The following is a 24746-nucleotide window of genomic DNA, read 5'->3' on the forward strand; positions in this document are numbered from 1 at the left end:
GTGATATTAAAACATATAAAGGAAAATAAAAGGATAATTTTTATTATATAAAAAAATATTTTTAAAAAATTATCTCACTGTTTTCAGATAGAGCAGGGTTGTTTTTTGGAAATGGAGAGGTATTGGTATAATACTCTCTTTGCTTTTCATAAATTCCTTGATAAACTCCTTTTGGAATGATAAATTTTCTAGCACTATCAGGATAAAGTTCTAAGTATTTTGTTAAAAATTCTTTAAAAACCGGAGCAGCGGTTCTTGCGCCACCTTCGATTTGTTTCATAGGTTTATTATCATCATTTCCATACCAAATGATAGCTTCTATTTCAGGAGTCAAGCCACAAAACCACGCATCTATGCTTTTATTTGAAGTACCTGTTTTTCCAGCTATTTCAATCCCTTCTACTCTAGCATTGCGTCCAGTGCCTTTTTTAACAACATTTTGCATCATATCATTGACTAAAAAGGCTTGTTCGGGTTCGCTGATTTTTCTTTCTCCTGAATTAAATTCTACTACTATTTTGCCATTTTTATCAATTACTCTTTTAATGAGTATTAAATCTTTTTGCACGCCATAGTTTCCAAATACTGTATAAAGTTTAGCATAGTTATAAATAGAAATTCCAAAGCTACCCAAAACTATAGATAAATCAACCGGTATATTCTCAAAGCCCATAAATTGAAGTTTATCATGGATCACATCAAGTCCTAGGGCAAGAGCTAAATTTATGGTAGCTAGGTTTCTTGATCCAGTTAATGCTTCTTTTAAGCTTATAAGCCCTAGAAATTTTCCACCGTAATTTTTAGGTTTCCAGTCTTTCTCATCTTCTTTGGTACTTTCAAAAATTCTTGAAATATCAGCAACCTTGCTCATAGGAGAATAACCCATGTCAATAGCAATTTGGTATAAAAAAGGTTTAAAAGAACTTCCAGGCTGTCTTAAACTTTGAGTAGCGCGGTTGAAATTACTTTTTGTATAATTTACTCCACCTACTAAGGCTAATATATCTCCATTTTGGTGATTTGCTACTATCATAGCTCCATTAAGTGTGCTTAAATTTGCATCTTTGTCTCTTTTAACTATTTCATCATAGCCAAATTTTAAAGCTTCTCTTGCAATATTTTGCACATCAAGATCTATAGCAAGCTCTATTTTATAACCGCCACTTTTTAAGTCTTTAATTCCGCTTAGTTGTTTTAAAACTTCTTGAGTAACATAAGGAGCTGCATTTTGTGTTAAAGTATCATCATATACCTTTGGAATTTCTTTTAAGGCATTTTCATACTCTTCTTTAGAAATCCAACCAAGATTATACATTCTTTGTACTACGCTATTTGCTCTAGCTAAAGAAAGATCTAAATGTCTAGTAGGATCATAAGTGCTTGGAGCCTTTGGCATACCTACTAAAATGGCAATTTCTTTCAAACTAAGCTCATCTAAATTTTTTCTAAAATACCCAAGCGCAGCAGTTTTTACTCCATAATATCCATGTCCAAAGAATATGAAATTTAAATATCTTTCTAAAATTTGCTCTTTAGTTAAAGTACTTTCTATTTTGTATGCAAGTAAAGCTTCTTTTAGCTTTCTACTTAAAGTACGCTCTGGGGTTAATTCTGTGTTTTTTATGAATTGTTGTGTAAGAGTGGAAGCTCCTTCCATGGTTTTTCCACCGCTTCTTATGATTTTAATAGCTGCTCTAAAAATCGCATCTATATTAACCCCACCATGTTCAAAAAAGCTAGTATCTTCAATGGCCACCAAAGCTTCTATAAGTCTTGGTGGAAGTTCTTCATAAGGGGCATAAAAGCGGTGTTGCTCGAAAACATTTGCAACTAATTTTCCATTTTTATCAAAAATTTGTGTTGTAAGAGGTGGTTTGTAATCTTTAAAGGTGTATTGATTTAAATCAGAATCAGAAAACAAATAAGCAATAAATATAAAAATTCCAACCGCACACACTACACAAAAAGAAAGAAATATTTTTAAAATTTTTATCATAAAAATGCTTTCAAAAGTTCTATATTAAGCCCTAGTGCTGTACTTTGATGGCCTATGATTTTTTTAATGTATTTTTTATGAAATCCCTCGCACATCACAGCTCCGGCTTTGCCTTGATAAAGTTTTGACTCAACGTATTCTTGCATATCTTTTAGATCAAATTTATCCAAAATCAAATCACACTTGCTAAGATTAAAAATCTTTTTATCTTCTAAAACTAAAATCATCGCGCTTAAAACGCTAATGCTTTTGCCACTTTGCAAATTGAGCATATTAAAAGCCTCATTATCGCTTTTAGCTTTAGTAAGAATGATATTTTGAGCACAAACTATGCTATCAGCAAATAAAACATTTTTTAAATCAGGATATTTTGCAAAAAACTGCCTTTCTTTTTCTAAAACAATTTTTTGCACATAAGAGCTTGGATTATCTTTTTTTACCAAGCTCTCATCATAATCGATAATAATTTGTTCAAAAGCGATATTTGCTTCTTTTAATAAAGCAACGCGTGAAGGCGAACTTGAAGCTAGATAAAGCATTAAGCAAGACTTTCTTCTATGATTTTCTTAGCATGATCAAGCGCTTGTTTTATTTTGCTTGTATCTTTACCGCCAGCTGTTGCAAAATCATCTCTACCACCACCGTTTCCACCAAGTATTTGCGCAATTTCTTTTACCAAAACACCAGCTTTTAACGAAGTGTCTTTAACACCTGCTGCTATGATAATCTTACCTTCTTTTTCTTGTAAAAGTAAAATCACAGCTTTGTTAAATTTATTTTTAAACTCATCTATCATGGTTTTTATATCACCATTATCTATTTTTTGCACGCAATATTGAATGCCATTTAGTTCTTTAGAGTTTAATTCTGCTTTGTTTGAATTTTTTAATTCATTTTTTAAACTAGCTATTTCATTTTTTAATTTTGCCACATAGCTTAAAATATCATGAGTTTTTAACTCTTCTTTAGCTTGGTTTAGTTCTTTTAAATTTTCATTAACATAATCAAGTGCAGCTTTGCTTACCACTGCTTCTATCCTTCTAACTCCAGCACTAACTCCGCTTTCTTTGATGATGTAAAAACTTCCTATTTCAGAGCTATTTTTCACATGGGTGCCACCGCAAAGCTCTTTACTAGCTCCTAGGGTTAAAACTCTTACTTTTTCTTGATATTTTTCACTAAATAAAGCTATGGCACCACTTTTTTTAGCTTCATCTAAAGCCAAAATTTCAATTTTAGCTTCATTTGCTTGCATGATGTAAGTATTTACCAAAGCTTCTATTTGCTTTAATTCTTCTTTGTTTAGGGCTTTTGGATGAGTAAAATCAAATCTTAATTTATTATGCTCTACCAAAGAACCTGCTTGACTAATGTGTGAGCCAAGAATTTCTCTTAAAGCATGGTGTAGTAAATGTGTCGCACTATGATGTCTTGCGATTTGTTCTCTTTTTTTAGTATCTATGCAAGCTAACACTTCATCATTTGTTTTAAGATTTTGTTTTAATTTCACTTGACTAAGATTAATATCAAAGAATTTTTGTGTATCTAAAACCTCATTTTCATTGATAAAACCTATATCAGCGCTTTGCCCTCCACTTGTTGCATAAAATGGAGTTTTTTCAAGCATTAACCATGCTATATCTCCTGCCTTAGCTTCGGTTATGATTTTAAAATTCTCATCCAAAATAGCCATGATTTTAGTTTTTTCTTCATAGTTTTCATAACCACTAAAAGTATTTTTGCCAAATTTTTCTAATAAAACTTTAAAGTCTCCGCTAACTGCTTTATCTCCACTTCCTTTCCAAGAAGCTTTGGCTCTATCTTTTTGTTCTTGCATAAGCTCATTAAATTTAGCCTCATCTACACTAAGATTTTTTTCTCTTAGCATATCTTGGGTTAAATCAAGCGGAAAACCATAAGTATCATAAAGTTTAAAAGCTACTTCACCACTAAAAATATCTTTAGTTTTTTTAAGTTCTTCATTGAAAATTTCAATACCATTTTCGATAGTGCTTAAAAATCTTTCTTCTTCTAGTTTAATCTGCTCTTTGATAAATTCTTTTTTTTCATTTAAGTAAGTATAATGTCCACCCATTAACTCACACACTACATCTACAAGCTCATACATAAAAGCTCTTTTAAGACCTAATAAATATCCATGTCTTAAGGCACGGCGCATAATTCTTCTTAAAACATAACCTCTACCTTCTTTATCAAAGCCAACTCCTTGAGCAAGTAAAAATACACTTGATCTAATATGATCAGCGATTACTCTATAGCTAGCTCCACTTTCATAGGTATAAGTTTTACCGCAAAGTTTTGCAATACTCTCAATAATAGGCATAAACAAAGAACTATCAAAATTGCTAAATTTTCCTTCTTTTATAGCACTAACTCTTTCAAGTCCCATACCTGTATCAATGCTTGGTTTTGGCAATGGAGTAAGTGTGCCATCAGCACTTCTTTCATACTGCATGAAAACGAGGTTCCAAATTTCTAAGAACCTATCTCCATCACCACCCATATAATCTTCACTAGAATTAAAATGCTCAGCACCTTGATCATAAAAAATTTCACTACAAGGCCCGCATGGTCCAGTATCGCCCATTTGCCAGAAATTATCTTTATCGCCAAATTTATAAATTCTTTCTTTTTCTATATGTTTTTGCCAAAGCTCATATGCTTCATCATCGCTTTCATGTACAGTTACATATAATCTTTCTTTAGGTAGTTTTAAAACTTCAGTTACAAATTCCCAAGCATAAGCAATAGCTTGTTCTTTAAAATAATCCCCAAAACTAAAATTTCCAAGCATTTCAAAGAAAGTATGATGTCTTGCTGTGTAGCCTACATTGTCTAAGTCATTATGTTTTCCACCAGCTCTTATACAAGTTTGACAGCTTGTTTTACGCGGAGGATTAGGGCGTGGTACTTCTCCAGTAAATATACTTTTAAAAGGCACCATACCTGCATTAGTAAAAAGTAAAGTCGCATCATCAGGAACTAAAGGGCTTGAAGGAGTGATTTCGTGTCCTTTTGACTTAAAAAATTCTAAATATTCTTTTCTTATATCCATAGATTTTCCTAGCTAGTTTTTTGCTTAAAATAATACCAAAAATACTTTAAATTAAGTAAAACTATCTTATAATCACGATTTTAAATTTACTAAGGTAATACAATGAAAATTCCTTTTATAGACTTAAATACTCAATATAATGCTTATAAAAATGAAATCGATGAGGCTATTAGTGAAGTTTTACAAAGCACTTCTTTTATAGGTGGTGCAAAATTAGAAGAATTTGAAAACAATTTAGCTAAATATGTAGGTATTAAACACGCAATAGGTTGTTCAAGTGGCACAAGTGCGTTATTTTTAGCCTTGATGGCTTTGGGTGTGGGTAGAGATGATGAGGTAATAGTGCCAAGTTTTACCTTTATAGCTACAGCTGAAATGGTTGCTCTAATCGGCGCTAAACCTGTTTTTGTAGATATTGATTTTAAAGATTATAATCTTAGTTTAGAAAAAGTTCAAAGTGCTATCACGCCTAAAACTAAAGCTGTAATTGCTGTGAGTATTTTTGGGCTTATGCCTGATATGTTTGCTCTAAAAGAGCTTTGTAAAAGTCAAAATATTGCTTTGATAGAAGATAGCGCGCAAAGTTTTGGAGCTAGTCAAAAGGGCATAAAATCATGTGCTATAGCTGATATATCTTGCACAAGCTTTTTCCCGTCTAAGCCTTTAGGTGCTTATGGAGATGGCGGGGCGATTTTTACCCAAGATGATGAATTAGCGCAAAAAATAAAAATTTATTTAAATCATGGACAAGTGCAAAGATATAAGCATAAATACATCGGTATTAATGGAAGGCTTGATACCATCCAAGCAGCTATTTTAAATGTGAAATTAAAATACTTAGATGAAGAGATTAAAAAAAGAGAAGCAATAGCAAAAATTTATGATGAAAATTTGAAAAATTGTATTTTACCGCCAAGGAAAGATGGTTTTATGAGTGCCTGGGCTCAATATAGCGTGCGTGTAAAGAATAGGGAAAATTTCATGCAAAAATTACAAGAGCAAGGCATACCTACTGCGGTGCATTATCCTTTGGGGCTTCATTTACAAGAAGCTTTTGATTATCTTGCTTATAAAAAGGGTGATTTGCCAAATACAGAGCTTTTGAGTGATGAAATTTTATCTTTACCTATGAGTGCATTTTTAAAAGAAGAACACCAAGCTAGAGTGATAGAGGCTTTTAAATGAAAATAGGGCTTATAGGTCTTGGTAAAATGGGTAAAAACCATTTAAGAGAACTTGAGCGTAATTTAAAAGTAAAAGAAATTCATCTTTATGATCCTTTTTGCAAAGATGAATTTAAACACTTTTTTCATAAAAATTTTGATGATTTTTTAGCACAAAATCTTGATGGTGTTATCATTGCTACGCCTACCCATACGCATTTAGATATAGCTTTAAAGGTTTTTCCTAAAATAAAAAATGTTTTGATAGAAAAGCCTTTGGCATTAAATGTTGATGAAATTTTAATCTTAGAACAAAAAGCTAGAGAAAATAAAGTCAGGGTAGGGGTGGGCTTTTGCGAGAGATTTAATCCTGCTATTTTAACTTTAAAAGAAAAACTTTTAGAAGATGAGATTATAAGTATTAATATACAAAGAATTTCTCCTTATCCACAAAGAATAAACGATGTGGGTGTTTTAAGTGATCTTAGTGTGCATGATATTGACTTGGTTAGATTTTTAAGTCAAGAGCAAATTTTAAAAGCAAATATTTATAAAAGCTTTCATCATGATAAATTTGAAGATGAGGTAATGATAAGCTTAAAATTAGAAAATATCTTAGCAAGTATTCATGATAGCTGGAATGGACAATGCATTATAAGAAAAATCACACTTTTAGGTAAAAAACATACTTATGAACTTGATCTTAAAAATTTTGAACTTTTTATCAATATGCAAAAAATTCCAAATTTATATGAAAATTCTCCTTTATATGCTGAGCATGAAGCCTTTTTTGAGCTTTTGCAAAATGGGGTTTGTAAAAATTTAGCTAGCATTGAAGATGCTTTAAGAGTGCAAGAAATTTTAGAAGGTGTTTGATAGTGAAATATGTATTTTTTTTAAATATGGGCGGGGTTAATAAACTTGATGAATGTGAAGTTTTTTTAAAAAATATGTTTAATGATCCTTATATTTTAGGGATAAAAAATGTTTTTTTAAGAAAATTTGTAGCCTTTATGATAAGAAAGTCAAGACTAAAAGCTATGAAGCAAAACTATGAAAAAATGGGCGGGAAGTCCCCGCTTACCCAAATCACACAAAGTTTATGTGATAGATTAAATTCCAAAACTAGAGAATATAGCTTTGATTTTATTAGTCTTTATGTGCCACCCTTTGCAAATGAGGTTTTTTCAAAATATGATTTTCAAAAAAATGATGAAATCATTTTATTTCCTTTATATCCTCATCATTCTAAAACCACTGTAACTAGTTCTTTAGAAGTGGTGCAAAATGAGCTAAGAAATATCCAAAATCAAGCTAATGTAAAAATCATTGATGTTTTTTATAAAGATGAACTTTATAATGAAATGATTATAAAGCATATTTTAGAAAAAAAGAAAGAATGTGATTATAAAACTTTGATTTTTTCTGCGCATTCTTTACCGCTTTCAGTGATTAAAAAAGGCGATTTGTATGAAAAACATGTGCAAGAGCATGTGGGTATCTTAAAAGAAAAACTTAAAAATGAATTTGATCATATCATTTTATCGTATCAATCAAAACTAGGTCCAGTGAAATGGCTTGAACCTAATACAAGTGATATTTTAGCAAATTTAGATCAAAAAGCTTTGATTTATCCTATATCTTTTTGTATAGATTGTTCTGAAACGATTTTTGAACTTGGAGTTGAGTATAGACACTTAGCAAAAAGTGATTATGAGCTTATTGCTTGCCCTAATAATAGTGATGAGTTTATAGAGTTTATTTTAAATTGTTTAGTTTAGAGTCAAATAAAACTCTAAATTTTAAAGTTAGTTTGGATTAGTTTTTATCGTTTTGTTCTCTATAGGCTTTAAATAACTTTCTTTTATCATAAGATTTACTGTATCTTTAAACATAGGTAAAGCACTTTGTGCAGCATAATAACTATAAGCCTTGGTAGGATTTCTCACCAAAACCCCTATGGTGTAATTGTTTTTCTCATCATTTGCAAAGCCAAAAAATGAAGCATTGTAGCGATTTGAAGTATAGCCTTTTCTTTCAGCAATCCTAGCTGTACCTGTTTTGCCGCCTATGATAATGCCTTGAGTTTGTGCTTTTTTACCCGTTCCTTTTTCTATAACATTGATTAAAATTTGTTGCATTTCTTTGGCAGCTTTACTTGAGAGAATTTTTTCTTTTTTAACTTCATCATCAAGTTTTATTAAACGCCCATCTTGATAAATTTTATTTGCAATTTGTGGTGTGATATAAATTCCATCATTGTTAAATACATTATAAGCAGCTAGAAGTTGCATAAAAGTTGTTTTTAAGCCATAACCATAACTTAATACAGATTTTTCTACTTCTCTTAATCTTTTTGGATTTGGTATTTCTCCTTTTTGTTCATAAGGAAGGTCAATACCACTTCTTTCTCCAAAACGAAAAATTCTAAGCCCTGAGATGATTTCAAGATTGCTTAATCTTTGGGCGATTTTAATCATACCGACATTTGAAGAGTAGGTAATAACTTCTTCCATGCTCATTTTATCTTTTCTATGATCATCGCGTATGGTAAAACGACCAAGTTTGTATTGTCCGCCTTGGGTATTGATGATTTCATTGACTTTGATTTTATCAAGCATTAATGCAGTGGTAAATATAAAAGGCTTTATAACAGAACCTGCTTCATAGCCATATTCTATTGCACTTGCATTAAGCACAGATAGATCTTTTCCACGATTTTGCGGATCGTATCTTCTTGAGCTAGCAAGGGCTAAAATTTTCCCACTTTTACTTTCCATAATTGCAACTATAATTTCATTAGCTTTTAGATCTTCATTTCTTTTATCAATAGCCTTTTCTAAGCCTTTTTGAAGTTTTAGTGAAATATTTAAGTATAAATTGCAACCATCTATTTTACGCTTTTCATAAGAGTGTAAATTTAAGATAATATTGCCACCTATATCTCTTAAACCTTGGATTTTTGCATTTTGCAAAGGATTTAAACATTCATTGTAATATTTTTCTAAGCCTTTTATGCCGACATTTTTGAAAATTTCACTTTTTTCATCCATATAAGTTCTTGTGTAGCCTATGATAGGAGTAAGTGAGTCTTTTGGCATATACACGCGATCTTCTTTGTGTTCTATGATATCAAGTCCTCTTGTTTCAACTCTGCCATTGTTATTTGTAAAAGACTTAAAAAAGCCTTGAGTATAAAGCTTTTTAGCTAATTCTTTTAAATAACTTGCATCTTTTGAATTAATATCTTGGAGTAAAATAAAATTATAACTTCTTCTTTTTTTTGCAAGCATTCTTTTTTTGATATCTTGCATTTGCTCATCGCTTGCGCCACTATAAATTTGAAAAAGTGTTAAAAATAATTCTTTTTTATCAGGATTTAAACTTCTTAGATCAATCTCTGCTCTATAAATTTGCCTACTAGAAGTTACTGTAAAATTATCGCTTGTGATGATATTACCTCTAAGAGCGGAAAAATATTGTTCTTTTTGGGTATTTGGTATATGGCGTTTTGAGGTTAGAAAAAAAGTAGAAAGTAAAAACAAGGCCATAAAAAACAGAGCCATACAAAAAGCAAAAGCTACCTTTGAAACTCTATTTCTAATGGTGTTTGAAAGCATATATTAAATTTGAGTTCTTGAAATTTCTTTATATGCGTTTATAGCCTTATTTCTAACTTCAAGCATAAATTTCATACTTGATTCAGCTTTGCTAATCGCAATTGCTGCTTGGTGTAAGTCTTTTACTTCACCTGTTGCGATATCTACCATAGCAGCTTCAGCTGTTTCTTGAGTTTTATTAAGGTTGTTTATAGAATTTTTTAATAAGCTTGAAAATTCATCACCTATGTTATTTGTGTTGTTATTATTTTTATTGTTAACATTGTTAAATTGATTTATACCATTAATAGTGTTCATTTATTAACCTCTTAGTAAATCTATCGCACTTTGTGCTATAGTTTTAGTGCTTGTAAAAGCGCTTACATTTGCTTGGTAAGCTCTTGTTGCTTCTATTAAATCGGCCATTTCAATAACAGGGTTTATATTTGGAAAAGCAACATAACCTTGTTCATTCGCATCTGGATGAGATGGATCAAATTTCATACGAAAATCTTTATCATCTCTTACAACCTTATCAACTACTACGCTCATTATAGCAGGTTTTGCATCTTTTTGCGAAGCAGGATCATTTAAAGGATTTTCATATTCTAAAAAATTATTATCTTTAGCGATTTGTTTATTTAGTAATTCATTAAAATCAGTCGCTTTAAAAATCACTTCTCTTCTTCTATACGGACCACCTTCTGCTGTTCTAGTAGTGTTTGCATTAGCTATATTTGAGCTAATTACATTCATTCTAAAGCGTTGAGCGCTAAGTCCGTATCCACTAATATCAAAATCACTTAAATAAGCCATTATTTTTCTCCTAGCCTAATTTAGAGCTTGTGTCTATGATGGTTGAAAAAATATTACTTTGTCTTCTTAAAACACCATCTAAAGCAGTAATCATCATAGTATTTTTACTCATTTCAGTAGTTTCTACATCAAGATCTACTGTATTTGCGTCATTTCTTGCCAAATGTCCATCTCTTAAATAAATGGTTGATTTATTAGGATCTGGAAATTTCCAAGGTTTTTGATGATTTGCATCTGTACTTGCTAATTCAAGCTCTTTGGTATCTTTCTTTTTAAAAATTTCATTTGCTCTATTAACTAAAGCAGTTTCAAATTCTATATCTCTTGCTTTATAAAAAGGAGTATCAACATTTGCAAGGTTGGAATTAATCATTTGACTTCTTAGATTTCTTCCTGCTAAAGCATCAACAATAAGTTCTTTTGATTTAAAAGGGCTTATCATAATTTTTCCTTTAAAATAAAGCTTTTATAGACTAAAAGCAAAAATCATTCCAAAATATTTATGCAATTTTGTTTATCTATAAGTATATCTTTTTATAGTAAATTTTTGAAATTTTTAAAGCCACTTTCAAGCGAAACTTTTTTTTCTAGTGTTTTTAAAAAATCTTTTTTTGTCATTTCTTTAGCGCCCATAAATTTTAAATGCTCATTAGGCACTTGACAATCTATTAAAAAATCATATGGTTTTAAAAGCTCACAAAGTCTTATTAGGGCTACTTTTGAAGCATCTTTTTTAAGGCTTATCATGCTTTCGCCAAAAAATATTTTGCCTATGATAAGTCCATATAAACCACCGATTAAAACATCATTTTCATAAACTTCAACACTATGAGCTAAATTTTGCTCAAAAAGCTTTGTATAAACTTGTATAAACTCTTGACTTATCCAAGTTTTTTTTCTTTTTGCACAATGACTTATAAGCAAGTTAAAATCAAAATCAAGTCTTATTTCATAAGTTTTTAAAGCTTTTTTTATGCTTTTTTGTATACGCACTTCATTAGGTAAAAGCACCATTCTAGGAGAAGGGCACCACCAAGTAACAGGATTACTAGTCCATGGAAAAAGCCCTAGACGATAAGCATGAGGTATAAAATCTACTTCTAGCTTTTCGCTAATAAAAACAGGCGCATCATCAGGGCTTTTTAAAAGTTTAGAATACAAATTCGATTTTTTCATTTTTGGAAAGTTTGAGTTTTAATTTACCACCATTTTTTAATTTTCCAAACAAAATCTCATCGCTTAATCTCTCTCCTAATTCTTCAGCAATAATGCGTTTTAATAATCTTACTCCAAATTCTTTGTTATTGGTTTTTTTAGTAAGAAATTCTTTTACTTTTTTATCAGCTTCTATGGTGACGTTATTTAAATTTTTTGCCATTAAATCTAGTTCTTTTTGGACGATTTGTTCTAAAATTTCTTGACTTAAGTCATTAAAATGAATGATTTTATCTATACGGTTGATAAATTCAGGCGCAAAAAAATCTTTTATGGCTTTATTGCTTTTTTCTTTATCACTGCTTAAAAAACCAAGCTCATTACTTTCTTTTAAGCCTAAATTGGAGGTCATAATGATAATAGTATTTTTAAAATCAGCTTTTAATCCACTATTATCCGTCAAGCTTGCATTATCAAAAATTTGTAAAAAAGTATTAGTTAAATCAGGATGAGCCTTTTCTATCTCATCAAACAAAACTACGCTAAAAGGATTTTTTCTAATACTATTACTAAGCAAGCCACCATCTTCATAGCCCACATAACCTGCTGAAGTTCCTATGAGTTTGCTCACATCATGTTTTTGTGAGTATTCACTCATGTCAAATCTTTCAAGGTTAAGGTTTAAAATTTGTGCTAAATTTTTCGCAAGTTCGGTTTTACCAACCCCGCTTGAACCGGTAAATAAAAACACGCCTTTTGGGGTGTTTTTACCTTTTAATCCTGCATAGCTTTGTTTTAAAATAGAACATAAAGCTTTAATAGCTTCATCTTGTCCAAAAATGTTTTGTTTTAAATCATGCTCTAAGTTCTTAAGAATTTTACCTTGATCGCTTTCATAAATTTTATGAGAATGCGTCATTCTTGCTAAAGTATTTTCTAAGTCTTTTATTTTTACTATTTTTTTACTTTTTTTATCTTCTAAAGCAAAGCTTGCACCAAGCTCATCGATTAAATCAATCGCACTATCGGGTAAAAATTTATCATGTAAAAATTGTTTTGCTAATTTTATACTTGTTTGCAAAATTTCATCGCTGATTTTGATTTTGTGAAAATTTTCATATTTGCTTTTTAAGCCTTGTAAGATTAAAAAACATTCTTCTTCGCTTGGCTCATCTATATCAATTTTTGCAAATCTTCTACTTAGGGCTTTGTTTTTATCAAAGGTGTTTTTATATTCTATAAAAGTAGTTGCTCCTATGCATTTGATGTTGCCATTACTTAGTGCAGGTTTTAATAAATTTGACATATCTGCATGACTTTCATTACTTGCGCCAGTTCCTACTATGGTGTGAATTTCATCTATAAATAAAATAGCATTAGGGATATTTTCTAATTCTTTTATGATATCTTTTAATCTTTTTTCAAAATCACCCCTGTATTTTGTCCCTGAAAGCAAGCTTGCCATATCAAGACTATAAATTTTTGAGTTTTTTAAATGTTTTGGTACTTTTTCTTCAGCTATAGCTAACGCTAGTCCATCTATAATGGCACTTTTACCAACACCTGGCTCACCAACTAAAATAGGATTATTTTTTTTGCGACGGCTTAGAATTTGCATCATTCTTTCAAGTTCAAATTTCCTACCTATAACAGGATCTATTTTGCCTTTTTTTGCAAGCTCAACTAGCTCTATGGTATGGGTTTTTAAATTTTCAAATTCAGCATTTTGTAACAATTCTTTTATTTTTTCTTCTTCTATTAGGTGTTTTTTTAAGATATTATAAGAATAAGCTTTTTCTTCTTTGCAAAGTGCAATGATAAAATCAATCACACTTGTTTGATTTTTTGCATTTAGCTTGTGTAATATATTTTCCAAGATTACAGAAAAAATAGGTTCTATTTCTTTTTTTAAAATTTCGTTATTTTTAGCTAAGTAGTTTTTTAACTCATTTTCAAAGCCTTGTAAATCACCATCTCCGATTTCTTCAAGTAGATTTTTAAAGTCATTACTAAGTTTAACTAAAGCAAAAAGCAAATGCTCGCAAGTGATAAATTCATGATGATTGATAAAGCTTAAATGTCTTGCATTTGGTATAAATGAGTCAATTAATTCTTTATATTTCATTGTTCTTCTATCCTTGTTTGGAGTGGAAAATCATTGTTTTTTGCTGCCATGTCAACTTGCTGTTTTTTGCTAAGTGCAATTTCTTCTGTGTATATACCACAAACTCCACTTCCTTGATGATGAATTTCAAGCATAATTGCACTTGCCTTTTCAAAATCATGATGAAAAATATTCATTAAAATTTCAATTACAAAATCCATAGTGGTAACATCATCGTTTAAAAGCAAAACCTTAAACATTTTAGGTTCTGCTAGTTTTTGTTGCTCTAAAATTTCACTTTTTAGACCCATTTAATATCCTATTAATATCTTCTTGCATAATCTCAGTAGAAACTTTCCCAAGATAATATTTCACATAATTTTTTGAGTCTTTATTCCAAAAGTCTGTTAAATCTTGATAAATACCATCTTTTAAAACCACTTTAAAAGGAAGTTGTTCCATACTTTGATAGTTGATATCTTTTAAAGCTTGTGCGACAATTCTATCATTTTCTTTAGAATTGCTTAAAAAATAATACGCCCCATATTTAATAGCAAAATCTTTTACAGTTTGATCGCTTACATTTTCAAAATGACTAAGCCCCATGATGATAAAATTATCTGTATTTTTTTGCCACAAGCTTGTTAGATGGGTAGCTTCTTCTTGGCAAGGTGTGCAAAAGGTTCCAAAAAAATCAAACATTAAAATTTTATTCTCTTCGCCCTTTACCACAAAACCATTTTGTGTCCTTACTAATGTTTTTTCGCCGCCATTGACACTTTTTAAAAGAATTTCATCGCCCATTTTATACTCAGCAAATGCAAATTCATTTTCGATTTTTTCTTCACTTGAGCAAGCATTTATTAAAAATGCAAAAGCAAATGTAAAAAATAAATAAGCAACTTTTTTCATCAAAATCCTTTTTTAATAATGATTTTTCATAGCAGCTCTTGCCTCAAGATCTGCTTGTTTTTTCTTTAAACTTTCTCTTTTATCGTGTAAGTTTTTTCCTTTGGCTAAGGCTATTAAGACTTTTGCTTTATTTTTTTCATTAAAATAAAGTTCTAATGGCACTATAGTAAAGCCTTGAGTGCTAATTTTACCAAAAAGCCTATCGATTTGCTTTTTATGCATTAAAAGTTTTCGCACACCTTTTTCATCATGCTTATAAAAAGAATGTGTAGTGCTAAGATGAGAAATATGAGCATTAAGTAAGAAAATTTCACCTTTGATAATACGCACAAAAGAATCTTTTAAATTTGCTCTACTAGCTCTTAATGCTACCACTTCAGAACCTTTTAAAACAATACCTGCTTCAAATTTTTCCAAAATTTCATAATCAAAAAAAGCTTTTTTGTTTTTTACTATAGTTTTTTTCATTATTTAGCCTTAAAAACTCCACTTCCACTTCCACTTAAAAAATAAGCCTCATTAAGAAAAGTTTGCATTTTAGGATAAATTTTTACACAAGGAGCAAATAAGTCATTTAAATCAGTATTTTTATACTCTAAAATTTCGCTTGTTTTGAGTGTTTTAAGTGTTTTGGACAAATTTAAATTTGCTGTTAAATCATATGAGCTTTCATCAAATGCTTTATATACTTTTGCACTTGAGCATTCAATAGTAGGAAAAGTAAAATCAAGTTGAGTAAAATCATCTTCAAAATATTCTACAATCTCGCCACACCTGCTAACATTTGCACTATCATATCCACTTAAAAAAAAGATTAAATCAGAACCGAGTTTTTGGCAGATTTGTTCAAGTTGTTGTTGGTTAAGTTTTAAATTTAAAGCTTCGTTGATCATAAGCAAAAATGTCACTGCATCGGTGCTACTTCCACCAAGGCCTCCGCCTATGGGAATGTTTTTGATAAGTTTTAAACTTTTGTCTTTAAAAAAATCATTTAATTCATTAGAAAATCCTAAATTTTCTAATTCTTTATAAGCTTTATGTATGATGGTATCTTGAGTAAAATTTCCAGTGATTTCAAACCCTTCTTTGGTTTTTTCATCACTAAAGCTTAACTCATCAAAAATATCTCTTAATAAAACAAAGCGTGATTGTAATAAATGATAAGATCTTGAGTCAATTCCTATGATTTTTAAAAAAATATTAGCTTTTGCGTAAGCTTTCATTTTTTAAGCTTTTTACTCAGATCATCAAGTTTTATCGTTTCATCACTAATTGCATGTAAATTTTCACTTTTTACTTGCTCGATAAGCTCTTTGCGTAGTATCATTAAAGACTTTGGAGCTTCGATGCCTATTTTAGCATAGCCTTTGCCTGTTTGAACTACTTTGATTTCTATATCATCTCCGATTTTTATACTTTCATTTTCTTTTCTTGATAAAATTAACATTTTAATACCTTATTTAAATAATATTGCACTTGATTATCTTGGATAGAAATGATAGAAAAAAAATCTTTTTCTTCTAAAATATAGCTACCTTCTTCTTGAATTTCCAAATCGTCCAAAAATATTTTTTGTCCATTGTGTAATTTTTGGGGGTATTTTATCGTATTTTTTCTAAGATTTAAATAAGCTAAAGGATTTAACTCTTTTTCATTTTCATAAAAAAACCTTCCTTCACTTAAACGCTCTAATGAGCTTAGCGTGGCTTTAATACCAAGTTTTCTAGCAAATAATTCACAATAAGAGCGTATATAAGAACCCTCACTAACTGCTATTTCTATGGTTAAAAAGGGGTGGTTATAGTGTAAAATTTTAGTATAAAAAATTTCCATAACACAAGGTTTTAAATTGACTTCAAAACCTCTTTTTGCAAGCTCATAAGAGCGTACTCCATCTATTTTTTTTGCACAAAATGCAGGTGGGGTGTAGGTGATTTTACCTAAAAGTTCATTTTTAATTTGTTCTAAAATTTGCTCATCAAAAGCATTTATAAGATTGATCTCTTTGATATTTTGATTATCAAGGCTTAGTGAATGCACGCCTAGCCAAAGCGTTGCTTTATAAACCTTTGGATTTTTATCAAAAAAACGAAAAAGTTTTGTATATTGATCAAAGGCTATGAGCAAAACACCTTTTGCAAAAGGATCAAGTGTTCCTGAAAAACCTGCTTTTTTGTTTTTATATTTTTTTTTGAGTTTGCCTAAAAAAGCATTAGAACTCATTCCACTTGGTTTGTAGGCTACAAAAAGTTTATTCATATCACTTTTTCCACAAAACTTGACATTATCATTCTTTCTATGCCTCCAAAATTAATCGTGAGTTTTTCTTCAGCACCTATTTTACTTACCCCAGTGACTCTGCCTATGCCAAAAATTTTATGTTTGATTAAATCGCCTTTTTTATAGCAATTTTTTTGATGATCTAGTGTTAATTCTTTTTTGATTACATTACTCTCGCCAAAAAATCTACTTTTTTCTAATCTTGTGCGACTTCCTTTATAAAATCTAGAATTAGCATAGCTTAAATAAAGTTTTTTCTTGGCTCTAGTGATTGCTACATAAGCAAGTCTTCTTTCTTCTTCTATATTGCTTGATTCGCTAGTGAGTGGGAAAAATCCTTCTTCTAAGCCTATAATAAAAACATAATCAAACTCAAGTCCTTTACTTGCATGAATACTCATAATACAAATACTTTCTTTATCAAGTCCATCTTGCTCATTAAGTAAAGAAATTTCATTTAAAATATCATCTAAGCCATTATAATTTCCATGAGTGATTTTATCTTTTAAGTTAGCATAAAGTTCATCTATGTTTAAAAGTTTATCTTCACCCTCTGGATTATCTTTATAAAATTCTTTGATTTTAAATTCTTCTTCTAAGGCTAAAATCATTGCAAGCAAATCATCTTTTTCTTTGATTTTGTGTATGCTTAGTATGAATTTTTCTAATTCTTTGTCTGTTTTTTTGCTAAAAAATCCACTTCCTTGCAAAGCACATAGGCTTTCAAATAAAGACAAATGATTTTCTTTAGCATAATTTTCTAGCTTTTCTAAACTTGCATTACCAAAATTTCTTTTAGGACGGTTGATAATGCGTTTAAAAGAATAATCATCATTTAAATTTGAAAGCAATCTTAAATAAGAAATAATATCTTTAATTTCAGCTCTTTCATAAAAACGAATTCCACTTAGCAATTTAAAAGGAATTTTTTCTTTGCTAAAAGCTTCTTCAAGAGCACGAGATAGGGCATTTACTCTATAAAGTATGGCTATTTCACTAGGATTAATCCCTGAATTTAAAAGTTTTGAAACTTCTCTTGCAACCTTAAAGCTTTCAATTTTCTCATCATCATTTTGTAAAATTGTGATTTCTTCGCCCTTATCTTTGGTGCAAATCAAAGTTTTTCCTAGTCTTTTTCTATTATGCTCTATAAGCTCATTTGCAGCTTGCAAAATAGCGCTAGTTGAGCGATAATTTTGCTCTAGTTTGACTAATTTTACATTATTAAATTGCTCTTTGAAATTTAAGATATTTTCTATTTTAGCCCCACGCCAACCATAAATACTTTGATCATCATCACCCACCACGCAAATATTTTCATGAGACGTGCAAAGTTTTTTTAGAATTTGATATTGTAAGGCATTAGTATCTTGATACTCATCTACTGTTATATAAGTATATTTTTGACTTTGCTCTTTTGCAAATTGTTCATCTTCTAAAATTTTATTAGTTAGCATGAGTAAATCATCAAAATCCATAAAATTATTTTGGATTAAAAAATGTTCATATTGCTCATATAAATGAATGATTTCTTCGTAATTTTTGTTTTTTTCATCTTTTAAAAATTCTAATTCTTTACGTATTTCTTGAGCACTTTTGCTTTGATTTTTAAAATTTGAAATATAAGCACCTATGCTTGCTAAAGAGCTTTGCAAATTTTCGCTAGCTAAATCTTTTAGTATTTTCTTTTTATCATCTGTATCAATAATGACAAAATTATTTGCTCTATTAATTCTTTCGCTATAAAGTCTTAAAAATAACAAGCCAAATTTATGAAAAGTACATAAAAGGGGATTGTGTAAATTTTGATCTTGTAAAAGTGCTAAGGCTCTTGTTTTCATTACATTAGCAGCTTTATTTGTAAAGGTTAGTGTGAGGGTATTTTGCGCAGGAATGCCTACATGATCGATTAAATAAGCAAGTCTAGTGGTAATGGTTTTAGTCTTTCCGCTACCTGCACCTGCTAGTATCAGCATAGCTCCATCAATATGCATGATAGCTTCTTTTTGGCTATCATTTAAACCTTCAAAAAAACTCATTTTTTAAATAAATCTTTATTGTTGGGATTATTTAAAAAAGCATTCATGGATTTTTCTTTTAATTTTTGATCATTTTGCTTTTTGAAATAGTTTGAAAAATTAACAAAAATGATATTATCTTCAACTTGAATTTGAGTAATTGCCCCTAAATCCACTTTCACAAAGGTTGCAAAATCATCAGGGCCAAAACCTGCATGAAATTCTATATGTTCATTTGTTAAAACTATGGATTTAAAAGTATAGCCACCAAGAGCAAAAAGACAATAAGGATTTTTACTCACTACATCTAATTCTGGTGGCAAAGGAGGTTCGAGTGTAACAAATTTAGTATTTACAATGATATTAAACTCAATATTCTCTTGAGTTAAAATTTGCAAACATTCATAAATGCTTTTTTGCATTAAACTTATAAAATTTTTATTATTTAAAATTTTATCAATCATTGCTTAGCCTTAAAAATTCATCTACTAGTATTCTAACTTGCTCTAAGCCTATATTCCAAAACTCATCACTTTCTATATCAAAGCCAAACATAGCTACAAGTTCTTTTGGGCTTTTGCTTCCACCGCTACTTAAAAACTCAATATAAATTGAAGTAAAATCAGGACATTTACCACTTTTGTATAGACCATAAAGCGCTAAAACTAAAAGTTGTGCATAAGCATAAGCATAACAGTAAAATGGAGAGTGTATAAAATGTGGTATATAAGAATACCAAAGGCCATAATTTTTGGTTAAAACTACGCTATCTTGAAACATTTTTCTTGATTCTTCAAGCCAAATTTCACTTAGTTCTTGAGCGCTTAGCTCTTCTTTTTTAGCATGAAATCTGCGTTCAAAAGTAGTAAAATTAATCTGTCTATAAAGAGTAGCAAAAATATCTTCAATCTTTGCCGCATATAAGGACAAAAGCTCTTCTTTGTCTAAATTTTCTTTAATGTAATCAAAAATCAACATTTCTGCAAACACTGAAGCAGTTTCTGCTGTAGTTAGAGGTGTATCTTGATTTAAAAAACTTACTTTATAAGAAAGTTTTTGATGTATAGTGTGGCCTAGCTCATGAGCTAGGGTAAAAAGATCGCGTCTTTGGTTGGTATAGTTTAAAAGTATGAAAGGATGGCTTAGTGGCGTGCTTGAGTGAGAAAAAGCACCGCTTTGTTTAAATTCTTTAGGGTAAACATCGATCCAGTTATTTTCAAAAGCTTCTTTTGCTATCATATAAAAATCTTTAGAAAATTTTTCAAAGGCTTTTAAAACTATATCCTTTCCCTGGTCAAAATCAACTTGCATTTCCTTTCCAATAGGTGCATAACGATCATAATCTTTTAGCTTTTTATATCCTAGAATTTTTTTCTTTGCATTATAAAATTTAGAAACAATATCAAAGCTATTTTCACTAGCACTAATAAGCGCATCAACACTTTTTTTAGAAATTTGATTTCTTATGTGCCTTGGAGTTTCTGGACTTTCATAAGATCTTAACTCGCAAATACTAGCAAGTTCGCTTTTAATCATATTAAAAATATATACTAAAAGTTTGTTTTGCTTTTTTAAGGTTTTACTAAAGCATTTTGAAGCTTTTTTTCTAATGCTTCTATCTTTATCATAAAGCTTGCTTAGAATTTCTTCCTCGCTTAATTTTTGCCCTTCAAAATTAAATTTTAAAGCACTAAAGGTTTCATCAAATAATCTTGCAAATGCATTTGAACCCGTACTTGATAGAGCTAAGATGACTCTTTCTTCTTTTTTAGAAAGATTGTGTTTTTTGTGTTTGATAAGATTGTTTAAATAAAACTCATAATCTTTGCAAAATGTGATGAAAGTTTTGCTTTTTTCTTCTTTTAATTCGCAAAATTCAAGGTCAAAAAATAAAAGATTTTCTTCTATTTTTTTACTTAAATTTTCATATTTTGCATAAAAAGCACCTTTGGTGGTATCTTGAGCAAAATTTAAATATACATAGGTTAGTATGTGAGAAAGTTTTAAGATTAATTCTTCATAATTTTTTAAAGCCTGTAAGAATTGCTCATTGTCTAAACTATGAAGATTATTTTCATATTGTTTTTTAAATTCACAAGCTTCTTCTTGGGTTTTTTGTAAAAAAAGATTTAATTCTTGCTCATCTTTAAATAACGTACTTAAGCTCCAATTTTGCATGATTTTAGCTTTCTAAAATGAGTTTTTTTAATACAGCCATTCTAATGGCAACACCATTTTTAACTTGAGTTAAAACCTTACATCTTTTATCAGCCATTACTTCATCGCTAATATCAATGTTTCTATGCACAGGACCTGGGTGCAAGATAATGAGATTTTTATCTTTTATTAAGTCTTTGCTAATGCAAAAATCATTTGCATAATCTTTAAGCGATGTATAGGTTGGAATATTGTGTCTTTCAGTTTGTGTTCTAAGACTCATGATAATATCAATATCATCAATAACTTCTTTTAATTTATTTGTTTTTTTAATAGGATAATTTGGCATAAAATGAGGCGGGGCTACTAGGGTGATATCAATACCAAAACGAGGCAATAATTCTAAATTTGAAGCAGCAACGCGCGAGTTTTTAATATCTCCTACTATTGCTATTTTTTTACCTTTGACATTATAATCAAAATGCTCCATTATAGTAAAAAGATCAAGTAAAGCTTGGGTAGGATGAGCATGCTTGCCATCACCCCCATTAACTATAGGACAATGAGTATAATTTGCTAAAGTATGAGGCACACCTGAGTTTTTGTGTCTAACTACAATAGCACTTGGTGCCATTGCATCTAAATTCGCAGCAGTATCAAAAAGTGTTTCACCTTTACTTGAGCTACTTCTTGAAACATCTAATTTTAAAACTTTAGCACCCAGTCTTCTTGCAGCTGTTTCAAAGCTTGATTGAGTGCGTGTTGAATTTTCAAAGAAAATTGTTGTGACACTTTTTCCTTCTAAAAATGTACGCGGTTTTTCATCTAAAAATTCTTTTGCTGCTTTAAATAAAGCCAAGATTTCATCATTGTTAAAATCTTTTGTAGTGATTAAATGCCTCATAAGCCCTCCTTAAATTTGTAAATTAAGCTCATTATCTGAACAAATAGCACTAAATAAAACATCTGTTGAACTATTTAAAGCTGTTTCAACGCTATCTTGAATAACCCCTATGATAAATCCAACCGCAACTACTTGCATAGCTATGTCATAATCAATATTAAATAAAGAGCAAGCAAGCGGTATAAGTAAAAGCGAGCCTCCGGCAACCCCGCTAGCTCCACAAGCTGCAAATGCAGCTAAAACACTCAAAAGCATAGCTTGTAAAAAATTTATTTCAATGCCTACTGTGTGAGCTGCTGCAAGACTTAATATAGCTATGGTTACAGCTGCTCCTGCCATATTAATCGTAGCGCCTAGTGGAATAGAAATGCTATATAAATTATTATTGATATTTAATTTAGAGCAAAGTGCCATATTTACAGGGATGTTTGCCGCAGAACTTCTTGTAAAAAATGCAAAAACAGCGCTATGTTTTAAGCAAATAAAAATCAAAGGATAAGGATTTTTCTTCGTATAAGCAAAGACAATTAAAGCATTAATCACAAAGGCTACAAAAAACATGGTTAAAACTAAAATTATTAATAATTTAACATAACTTAAAAGTCCTGCTGCTCCTGTTTGAGCAACTGAATTTGCTACAAGTCCAAAAATTCCAAAAGGAGCAAGCTTGACTATAAATTTAACGATTTTTAACACGCCTTCGTTGATATCAGTAAAAAGTTGCTTTGCATCATTTGAACAATGTCTTAGAGCAAAACCCCCACCTATAGCCCAAGCTAATATACTTAAATAATTTCCTGAAGATAAAGCGTGGATAGGATTATCTACGATTTGAAAAAGTAAGGTTTTAAATACTTCGCCTATATGTGCAGGACTTGTGGTGGAAGCTTTTTCAATATCGGTTAATACTAATTCTACGGGAAAGACAAAGCTTATACTAACCGCGCTTAAAGAAGCTAAAAAAGTTCCAAATATATATAAGAAAATAATATGTTTTATTTTCTCACTTCCATGATTAAATTCTTTTGTGCAAATAGTTGTTAAGATTAAGATAAAAACCAAAATTGGCGCTATAGCTTTTAAAGCTCCTGTAAATAAAGCACCAAAAATATTTGCAAAAATAGCTAAATCTTTAGAAAAAACACCTACTAAAATTCCTAAAACAATACCTATGCAAATTTGTAAAATAAGATTTCCATCTTTATAACGTTTGATTGCACAAGAGAATAAACTCATTTTTTACCTTTTTTGTAGTGATAAATTTTTAATTTATTCTAACAAAGTAAAGCTTAAATAAGCTTTTTGATTTTTAAGCTAGCTTGTGCTAGAATAAAACTAGAAATTTTATGATAAGGAATATAAAATATGTATTTATTTACTTCTGAAGTTGTTAGTGCAGGACATCCTGATAAATGTGCTGATATTATAGCTGATTCTATAGTGGATGCTTTTTTAACTCATGATAAAGATTCAAGGGTTGCTAGTGAGGTTTTTGTAGCAGGAAATAAAGTAGTAATTGGTGGTGAAATTAAATCAAAACATAAACTAGAAAAACAAGATTATGAAAATATTGTAAAAAAAGCTCTAGCAGATATTGGCTATGATGGGCATCCACATTTTAGCAAAAAACAATGTTTACATCCTGATGATTTAGATGTAATGGTATTTTTAAATGAGCAAAGCCCTGATATCAATCAAGGTGTTGATCAAGAAGATGGAGAGATTGGAGCGGGTGATCAAGGGATAATGTTTGGTTTTGCAAGTAATGAAGCAAAAGAATATATGCCAGCAGCTATTTCTTATGCTAGAATGCTTTGTGATAAAGTATATGAGTTTGCAAAAAACAATCCCGATAAACTTGGAGTGGATATTAAAACTCAAGTGACAATTGATTATGTAAATAAAGAAAATTTTGAAAATTGTAAACCTCAAAGCATCCATACTATTGTAGTTTCAGCTCCTTGTGTTGAAAGTATGAAAATAGAAGATCTAAGAGCTTTGGTGATGGATTTGATTTTAGATTCAAATTTACCAAAAGAACTTTTTTGTCCAGAAAAAACAAGAATTTTAATCAATCCAACGGGAAAATATGTAAATCACAGCTCGTTGCATGATAGTGGTTTAACAGGAAGAAAACTTATAGTAGATAGCTTTGGTGGTTATGCTCCAATAGGCGGAGGAGCGCAATCTTCTAAAGATTATACTAAGGTTGATAGAAGTGGGCTTTATGCAGCAAGATGGCTTGCTAAAAATATCGTAGCCGCAGGTCTTGCTAAAAAATGCATAGTGCAGCTTTCTTATGCTATAGGCGTAGCTAAACCAACTTCTGTAAGTGTGGATTGCATGGGAACAAACACAAGATTAAATGATGATATTTTAAGTGATTTTGTGATGAAAACTTTCCCATTAACTCCAAATTGGATTAAAAATAAATTCAATCTTGATAAACCAAGCAAAGATACTTTCATGTATGCTGATGTAGCTGCTCGTGGTCAAGTAGGTCAGGCTGATTATCCTTGGGAAAAATTAGACGCTCTTGATGAATTTAAAGCATTATAAAATGAAG

Annotated in this window: 24 protein-coding genes; 4 read left to right on the top strand and 20 right to left on the bottom strand. The window is 30.2% G+C overall.

What is annotated here, in order from left to right:
- Nucleotides 1-61: 61 nt before the first annotated feature.
- Genes L8U98_RS01915 through alaS form a run of 3 tightly spaced genes read right to left on the bottom strand, consistent with a single transcriptional unit; the run spans nucleotide 62 to nucleotide 5072 of the window.
- A complete protein-coding gene (locus L8U98_RS01915; protein WP_263724876.1) occupies nucleotides 62-1993 on the bottom strand; it encodes a PBP1A family penicillin-binding protein in 1932 nt (643 codons plus the stop codon).
- Nucleotides 1993-2535 carry a septum formation inhibitor Maf gene (gene maf, locus L8U98_RS01920; protein WP_263663083.1) on the bottom strand — a complete coding sequence of 181 codons (543 nt, stop codon included), beginning with the start codon at nucleotides 2533-2535 and terminating at the stop codon, nucleotides 1993-1995. The genes L8U98_RS01915 and maf overlap by 1 nt, the downstream gene beginning before the upstream one ends.
- On the bottom strand, nucleotides 2535-5072 hold the full coding sequence (alaS, locus tag L8U98_RS01925; RefSeq protein WP_263724768.1) for an alanine--tRNA ligase: 2538 nt from the start codon (nucleotides 5070-5072) through the stop codon (nucleotides 2535-2537). The genes maf and alaS overlap by 1 nt, the downstream gene beginning before the upstream one ends.
- 108 nt (nucleotides 5073-5180) lie before the next feature.
- Between alaS and L8U98_RS01930 the strand changes: the two genes are divergently transcribed.
- The 3 genes from L8U98_RS01930 to hemH are packed head-to-tail and all read left to right on the top strand — an operon-like array spanning nucleotide 5181 to nucleotide 8016.
- Nucleotides 5181-6257 carry a DegT/DnrJ/EryC1/StrS family aminotransferase gene (locus L8U98_RS01930; protein ID WP_263724877.1) on the top strand — a complete coding sequence of 359 codons (1077 nt, stop codon included), beginning with the start codon at nucleotides 5181-5183 and terminating at the stop codon, nucleotides 6255-6257.
- On the top strand, nucleotides 6254-7111 hold the full coding sequence (locus tag L8U98_RS01935) for a Gfo/Idh/MocA family protein (RefSeq protein ID WP_263724769.1): 858 nt from the start codon (nucleotides 6254-6256) through the stop codon (nucleotides 7109-7111). Before L8U98_RS01930 ends, L8U98_RS01935 begins: the two co-directional genes overlap by 4 nt.
- A 2-nt stretch (nucleotides 7112-7113) precedes the next feature.
- Complete coding sequence (gene hemH / locus L8U98_RS01940) at nucleotides 7114-8016, top strand: ferrochelatase (RefSeq protein ID WP_263724770.1); 903 nt, start codon at nucleotides 7114-7116, stop codon at nucleotides 8014-8016.
- A 27-nt stretch (nucleotides 8017-8043) separates the two neighbouring features.
- On the opposite strand, the gene L8U98_RS01945 is transcribed toward hemH, so the two are convergent.
- From L8U98_RS01945 to sstT, 17 genes are all read right to left on the bottom strand, one after another.
- Nucleotides 8044-9855 (bottom strand): peptidoglycan D,D-transpeptidase FtsI family protein, encoded by a 1812-nt coding sequence (locus L8U98_RS01945; protein WP_263724771.1) that lies wholly within the window; start codon nucleotides 9853-9855, stop codon nucleotides 8044-8046.
- Nucleotides 9856-9858: 3 nt separating this feature from the next.
- Nucleotides 9859-10152 carry a flagellar hook-basal body complex protein FliE gene (gene fliE, locus L8U98_RS01950; RefSeq protein ID WP_012661772.1) on the bottom strand — a complete coding sequence of 98 codons (294 nt, stop codon included), beginning with the start codon at nucleotides 10150-10152 and terminating at the stop codon, nucleotides 9859-9861.
- 3 nt (nucleotides 10153-10155) lie between these two features.
- Nucleotides 10156-10650, bottom strand: a complete 495-nt coding sequence (gene flgC / locus L8U98_RS01955) for a flagellar basal body rod protein FlgC (protein ID WP_039618718.1) — start codon at nucleotides 10648-10650, stop codon at nucleotides 10156-10158.
- Between the two features lie 10 nt (nucleotides 10651-10660).
- Nucleotides 10661-11092, bottom strand: a complete 432-nt coding sequence (gene flgB / locus L8U98_RS01960; RefSeq protein ID WP_039628571.1) for a flagellar basal body rod protein FlgB — start codon at nucleotides 11090-11092, stop codon at nucleotides 10661-10663.
- Between the two features lie 92 nt (nucleotides 11093-11184).
- Nucleotides 11185-11826 (bottom strand): leucyl/phenylalanyl-tRNA--protein transferase, encoded by a 642-nt coding sequence (gene aat / locus L8U98_RS01965; RefSeq protein WP_263724772.1) that lies wholly within the window; start codon nucleotides 11824-11826, stop codon nucleotides 11185-11187.
- A complete protein-coding gene (locus tag L8U98_RS01970; RefSeq protein ID WP_263724773.1) occupies nucleotides 11801-13930 on the bottom strand; it encodes an AAA family ATPase in 2130 nt (709 codons plus the stop codon). Before L8U98_RS01970 ends, aat begins: the two co-directional genes overlap by 26 nt.
- Nucleotides 13927-14220 carry an ATP-dependent Clp protease adaptor ClpS gene (locus tag L8U98_RS01975; protein WP_263663090.1) on the bottom strand — a complete coding sequence of 98 codons (294 nt, stop codon included), beginning with the start codon at nucleotides 14218-14220 and terminating at the stop codon, nucleotides 13927-13929. Before L8U98_RS01975 ends, L8U98_RS01970 begins: the two co-directional genes overlap by 4 nt.
- Nucleotides 14204-14821: a thioredoxin domain-containing protein gene (locus tag L8U98_RS01980; RefSeq protein ID WP_263724774.1), complete on the bottom strand. Its 618-nt coding sequence runs from the start codon at nucleotides 14819-14821 to the stop codon at nucleotides 14204-14206. The genes L8U98_RS01975 and L8U98_RS01980 overlap by 17 nt, the downstream gene beginning before the upstream one ends.
- 12 nt (nucleotides 14822-14833) lie before the next feature.
- Complete coding sequence (gene smpB, locus L8U98_RS01985; protein ID WP_257395547.1) at nucleotides 14834-15289, bottom strand: SsrA-binding protein SmpB; 456 nt, start codon at nucleotides 15287-15289, stop codon at nucleotides 14834-14836.
- The gene (locus tag L8U98_RS01990; RefSeq protein WP_263724775.1) at nucleotides 15289-16044 is read right to left on the bottom strand and encodes a 4-(cytidine 5'-diphospho)-2-C-methyl-D-erythritol kinase; all 756 of its coding nucleotides are present in this window, start codon (nucleotides 16042-16044) and stop codon (nucleotides 15289-15291) included. The genes smpB and L8U98_RS01990 overlap by 1 nt, the downstream gene beginning before the upstream one ends.
- Nucleotides 16041-16268: a carbon storage regulator CsrA gene (gene csrA, locus L8U98_RS01995; RefSeq protein WP_012661763.1), complete on the bottom strand. Its 228-nt coding sequence runs from the start codon at nucleotides 16266-16268 to the stop codon at nucleotides 16041-16043. Before csrA ends, L8U98_RS01990 begins: the two co-directional genes overlap by 4 nt.
- Entirely contained in the window at nucleotides 16262-17080 is an 819-nt protein-coding gene (truB, locus tag L8U98_RS02000) for a tRNA pseudouridine(55) synthase TruB (protein ID WP_087684982.1), read from the bottom strand. The genes csrA and truB overlap by 7 nt, the downstream gene beginning before the upstream one ends.
- Nucleotides 17077-19140, bottom strand: a complete 2064-nt coding sequence (locus tag L8U98_RS02005) for an ATP-dependent helicase (protein ID WP_263724776.1) — start codon at nucleotides 19138-19140, stop codon at nucleotides 17077-17079. Before L8U98_RS02005 ends, truB begins: the two co-directional genes overlap by 4 nt.
- Nucleotides 19137-19583: a hypothetical protein gene (locus tag L8U98_RS02010; protein WP_263724777.1), complete on the bottom strand. Its 447-nt coding sequence runs from the start codon at nucleotides 19581-19583 to the stop codon at nucleotides 19137-19139. The genes L8U98_RS02005 and L8U98_RS02010 overlap by 4 nt, the downstream gene beginning before the upstream one ends.
- Nucleotides 19576-21297 (bottom strand): M3 family oligoendopeptidase, encoded by a 1722-nt coding sequence (locus L8U98_RS02015; protein ID WP_263724778.1) that lies wholly within the window; start codon nucleotides 21295-21297, stop codon nucleotides 19576-19578. Before L8U98_RS02015 ends, L8U98_RS02010 begins: the two co-directional genes overlap by 8 nt.
- Nucleotides 21298-21301: 4 nt before the next feature.
- The gene (locus L8U98_RS02020; RefSeq protein WP_263724779.1) at nucleotides 21302-22180 is read right to left on the bottom strand and encodes an aspartate carbamoyltransferase catalytic subunit; all 879 of its coding nucleotides are present in this window, start codon (nucleotides 22178-22180) and stop codon (nucleotides 21302-21304) included.
- Between the two features lie 9 nt (nucleotides 22181-22189).
- The gene (gene sstT, locus L8U98_RS02025) at nucleotides 22190-23416 is read right to left on the bottom strand and encodes a serine/threonine transporter SstT (RefSeq protein WP_263724780.1); all 1227 of its coding nucleotides are present in this window, start codon (nucleotides 23414-23416) and stop codon (nucleotides 22190-22192) included.
- Between the two features lie 129 nt (nucleotides 23417-23545).
- Between sstT and metK the strand changes: the two genes are divergently transcribed.
- Complete coding sequence (gene metK / locus L8U98_RS02030; RefSeq protein ID WP_039628549.1) at nucleotides 23546-24739, top strand: methionine adenosyltransferase; 1194 nt, start codon at nucleotides 23546-23548, stop codon at nucleotides 24737-24739.
- The last annotated feature ends 7 nt before the right edge of the window (nucleotides 24740-24746 follow it).

The organism is Campylobacter sp. RKI_CA19_01128, from assembly GCF_025771175.1.
Lineage (GTDB): Bacteria > Campylobacterota > Campylobacteria > Campylobacterales > Campylobacteraceae > Campylobacter_D.

Bases quoted from the DNA above. Each gene is read 5' to 3' on its own strand.
- maf (WP_263663083.1), bottom strand. From the start codon at position 2,535: ATGCTTTATCTAGCTTCAAGTTCGCCTTCACGCGTTGCTTTATTAAAA.
- alaS (WP_263724768.1), bottom strand. From the start codon at position 5,072: ATGGATATAAGAAAAGAATATTTAGAATTTTTTAAGTCAAAAGGACAC.
- L8U98_RS01935 (WP_263724769.1), top strand. From the start codon at position 6,254: ATGAAAATAGGGCTTATAGGTCTTGGTAAAATGGGTAAAAACCATTTA.
- L8U98_RS01945 (WP_263724771.1), bottom strand. From the start codon at position 9,855: ATGCTTTCAAACACCATTAGAAATAGAGTTTCAAAGGTAGCTTTTGCT.
- fliE (WP_012661772.1), bottom strand. From the start codon at position 10,152: ATGAACACTATTAATGGTATAAATCAATTTAACAATGTTAACAATAAA.
- flgC (WP_039618718.1), bottom strand. From the start codon at position 10,650: ATGGCTTATTTAAGTGATTTTGATATTAGTGGATACGGACTTAGCGCT.
- flgB (WP_039628571.1), bottom strand. From the start codon at position 11,092: ATGATAAGCCCTTTTAAATCAAAAGAACTTATTGTTGATGCTTTAGCA.
- aat (WP_263724772.1), bottom strand. From the start codon at position 11,826: ATGAAAAAATCGAATTTGTATTCTAAACTTTTAAAAAGCCCTGATGAT.
- L8U98_RS01970 (WP_263724773.1), bottom strand. From the start codon at position 13,930: ATGAAATATAAAGAATTAATTGACTCATTTATACCAAATGCAAGACAT.
- L8U98_RS01975 (WP_263663090.1), bottom strand. From the start codon at position 14,220: ATGGGTCTAAAAAGTGAAATTTTAGAGCAACAAAAACTAGCAGAACCT.
- L8U98_RS01980 (WP_263724774.1), bottom strand. From the start codon at position 14,821: ATGAAAAAAGTTGCTTATTTATTTTTTACATTTGCTTTTGCATTTTTA.
- smpB (WP_257395547.1), bottom strand. From the start codon at position 15,289: ATGAAAAAAACTATAGTAAAAAACAAAAAAGCTTTTTTTGATTATGAA.
- L8U98_RS01990 (WP_263724775.1), bottom strand. From the start codon at position 16,044: ATGAAAGCTTACGCAAAAGCTAATATTTTTTTAAAAATCATAGGAATT.
- csrA (WP_012661763.1), bottom strand. From the start codon at position 16,268: ATGTTAATTTTATCAAGAAAAGAAAATGAAAGTATAAAAATCGGAGAT.
- truB (WP_087684982.1), bottom strand. From the start codon at position 17,080: ATGAATAAACTTTTTGTAGCCTACAAACCAAGTGGAATGAGTTCTAAT.
- L8U98_RS02005 (WP_263724776.1), bottom strand. From the start codon at position 19,140: ATGAGTTTTTTTGAAGGTTTAAATGATAGCCAAAAAGAAGCTATCATG.
- L8U98_RS02010 (WP_263724777.1), bottom strand. From the start codon at position 19,583: ATGATTGATAAAATTTTAAATAATAAAAATTTTATAAGTTTAATGCAA.
- L8U98_RS02015 (WP_263724778.1), bottom strand. From the start codon at position 21,297: ATGCAAAATTGGAGCTTAAGTACGTTATTTAAAGATGAGCAAGAATTA.
- L8U98_RS02020 (WP_263724779.1), bottom strand. From the start codon at position 22,180: ATGAGGCATTTAATCACTACAAAAGATTTTAACAATGATGAAATCTTG.
- sstT (WP_263724780.1), bottom strand. From the start codon at position 23,416: ATGAGTTTATTCTCTTGTGCAATCAAACGTTATAAAGATGGAAATCTT.
- metK (WP_039628549.1), top strand. From the start codon at position 23,546: ATGTATTTATTTACTTCTGAAGTTGTTAGTGCAGGACATCCTGATAAA.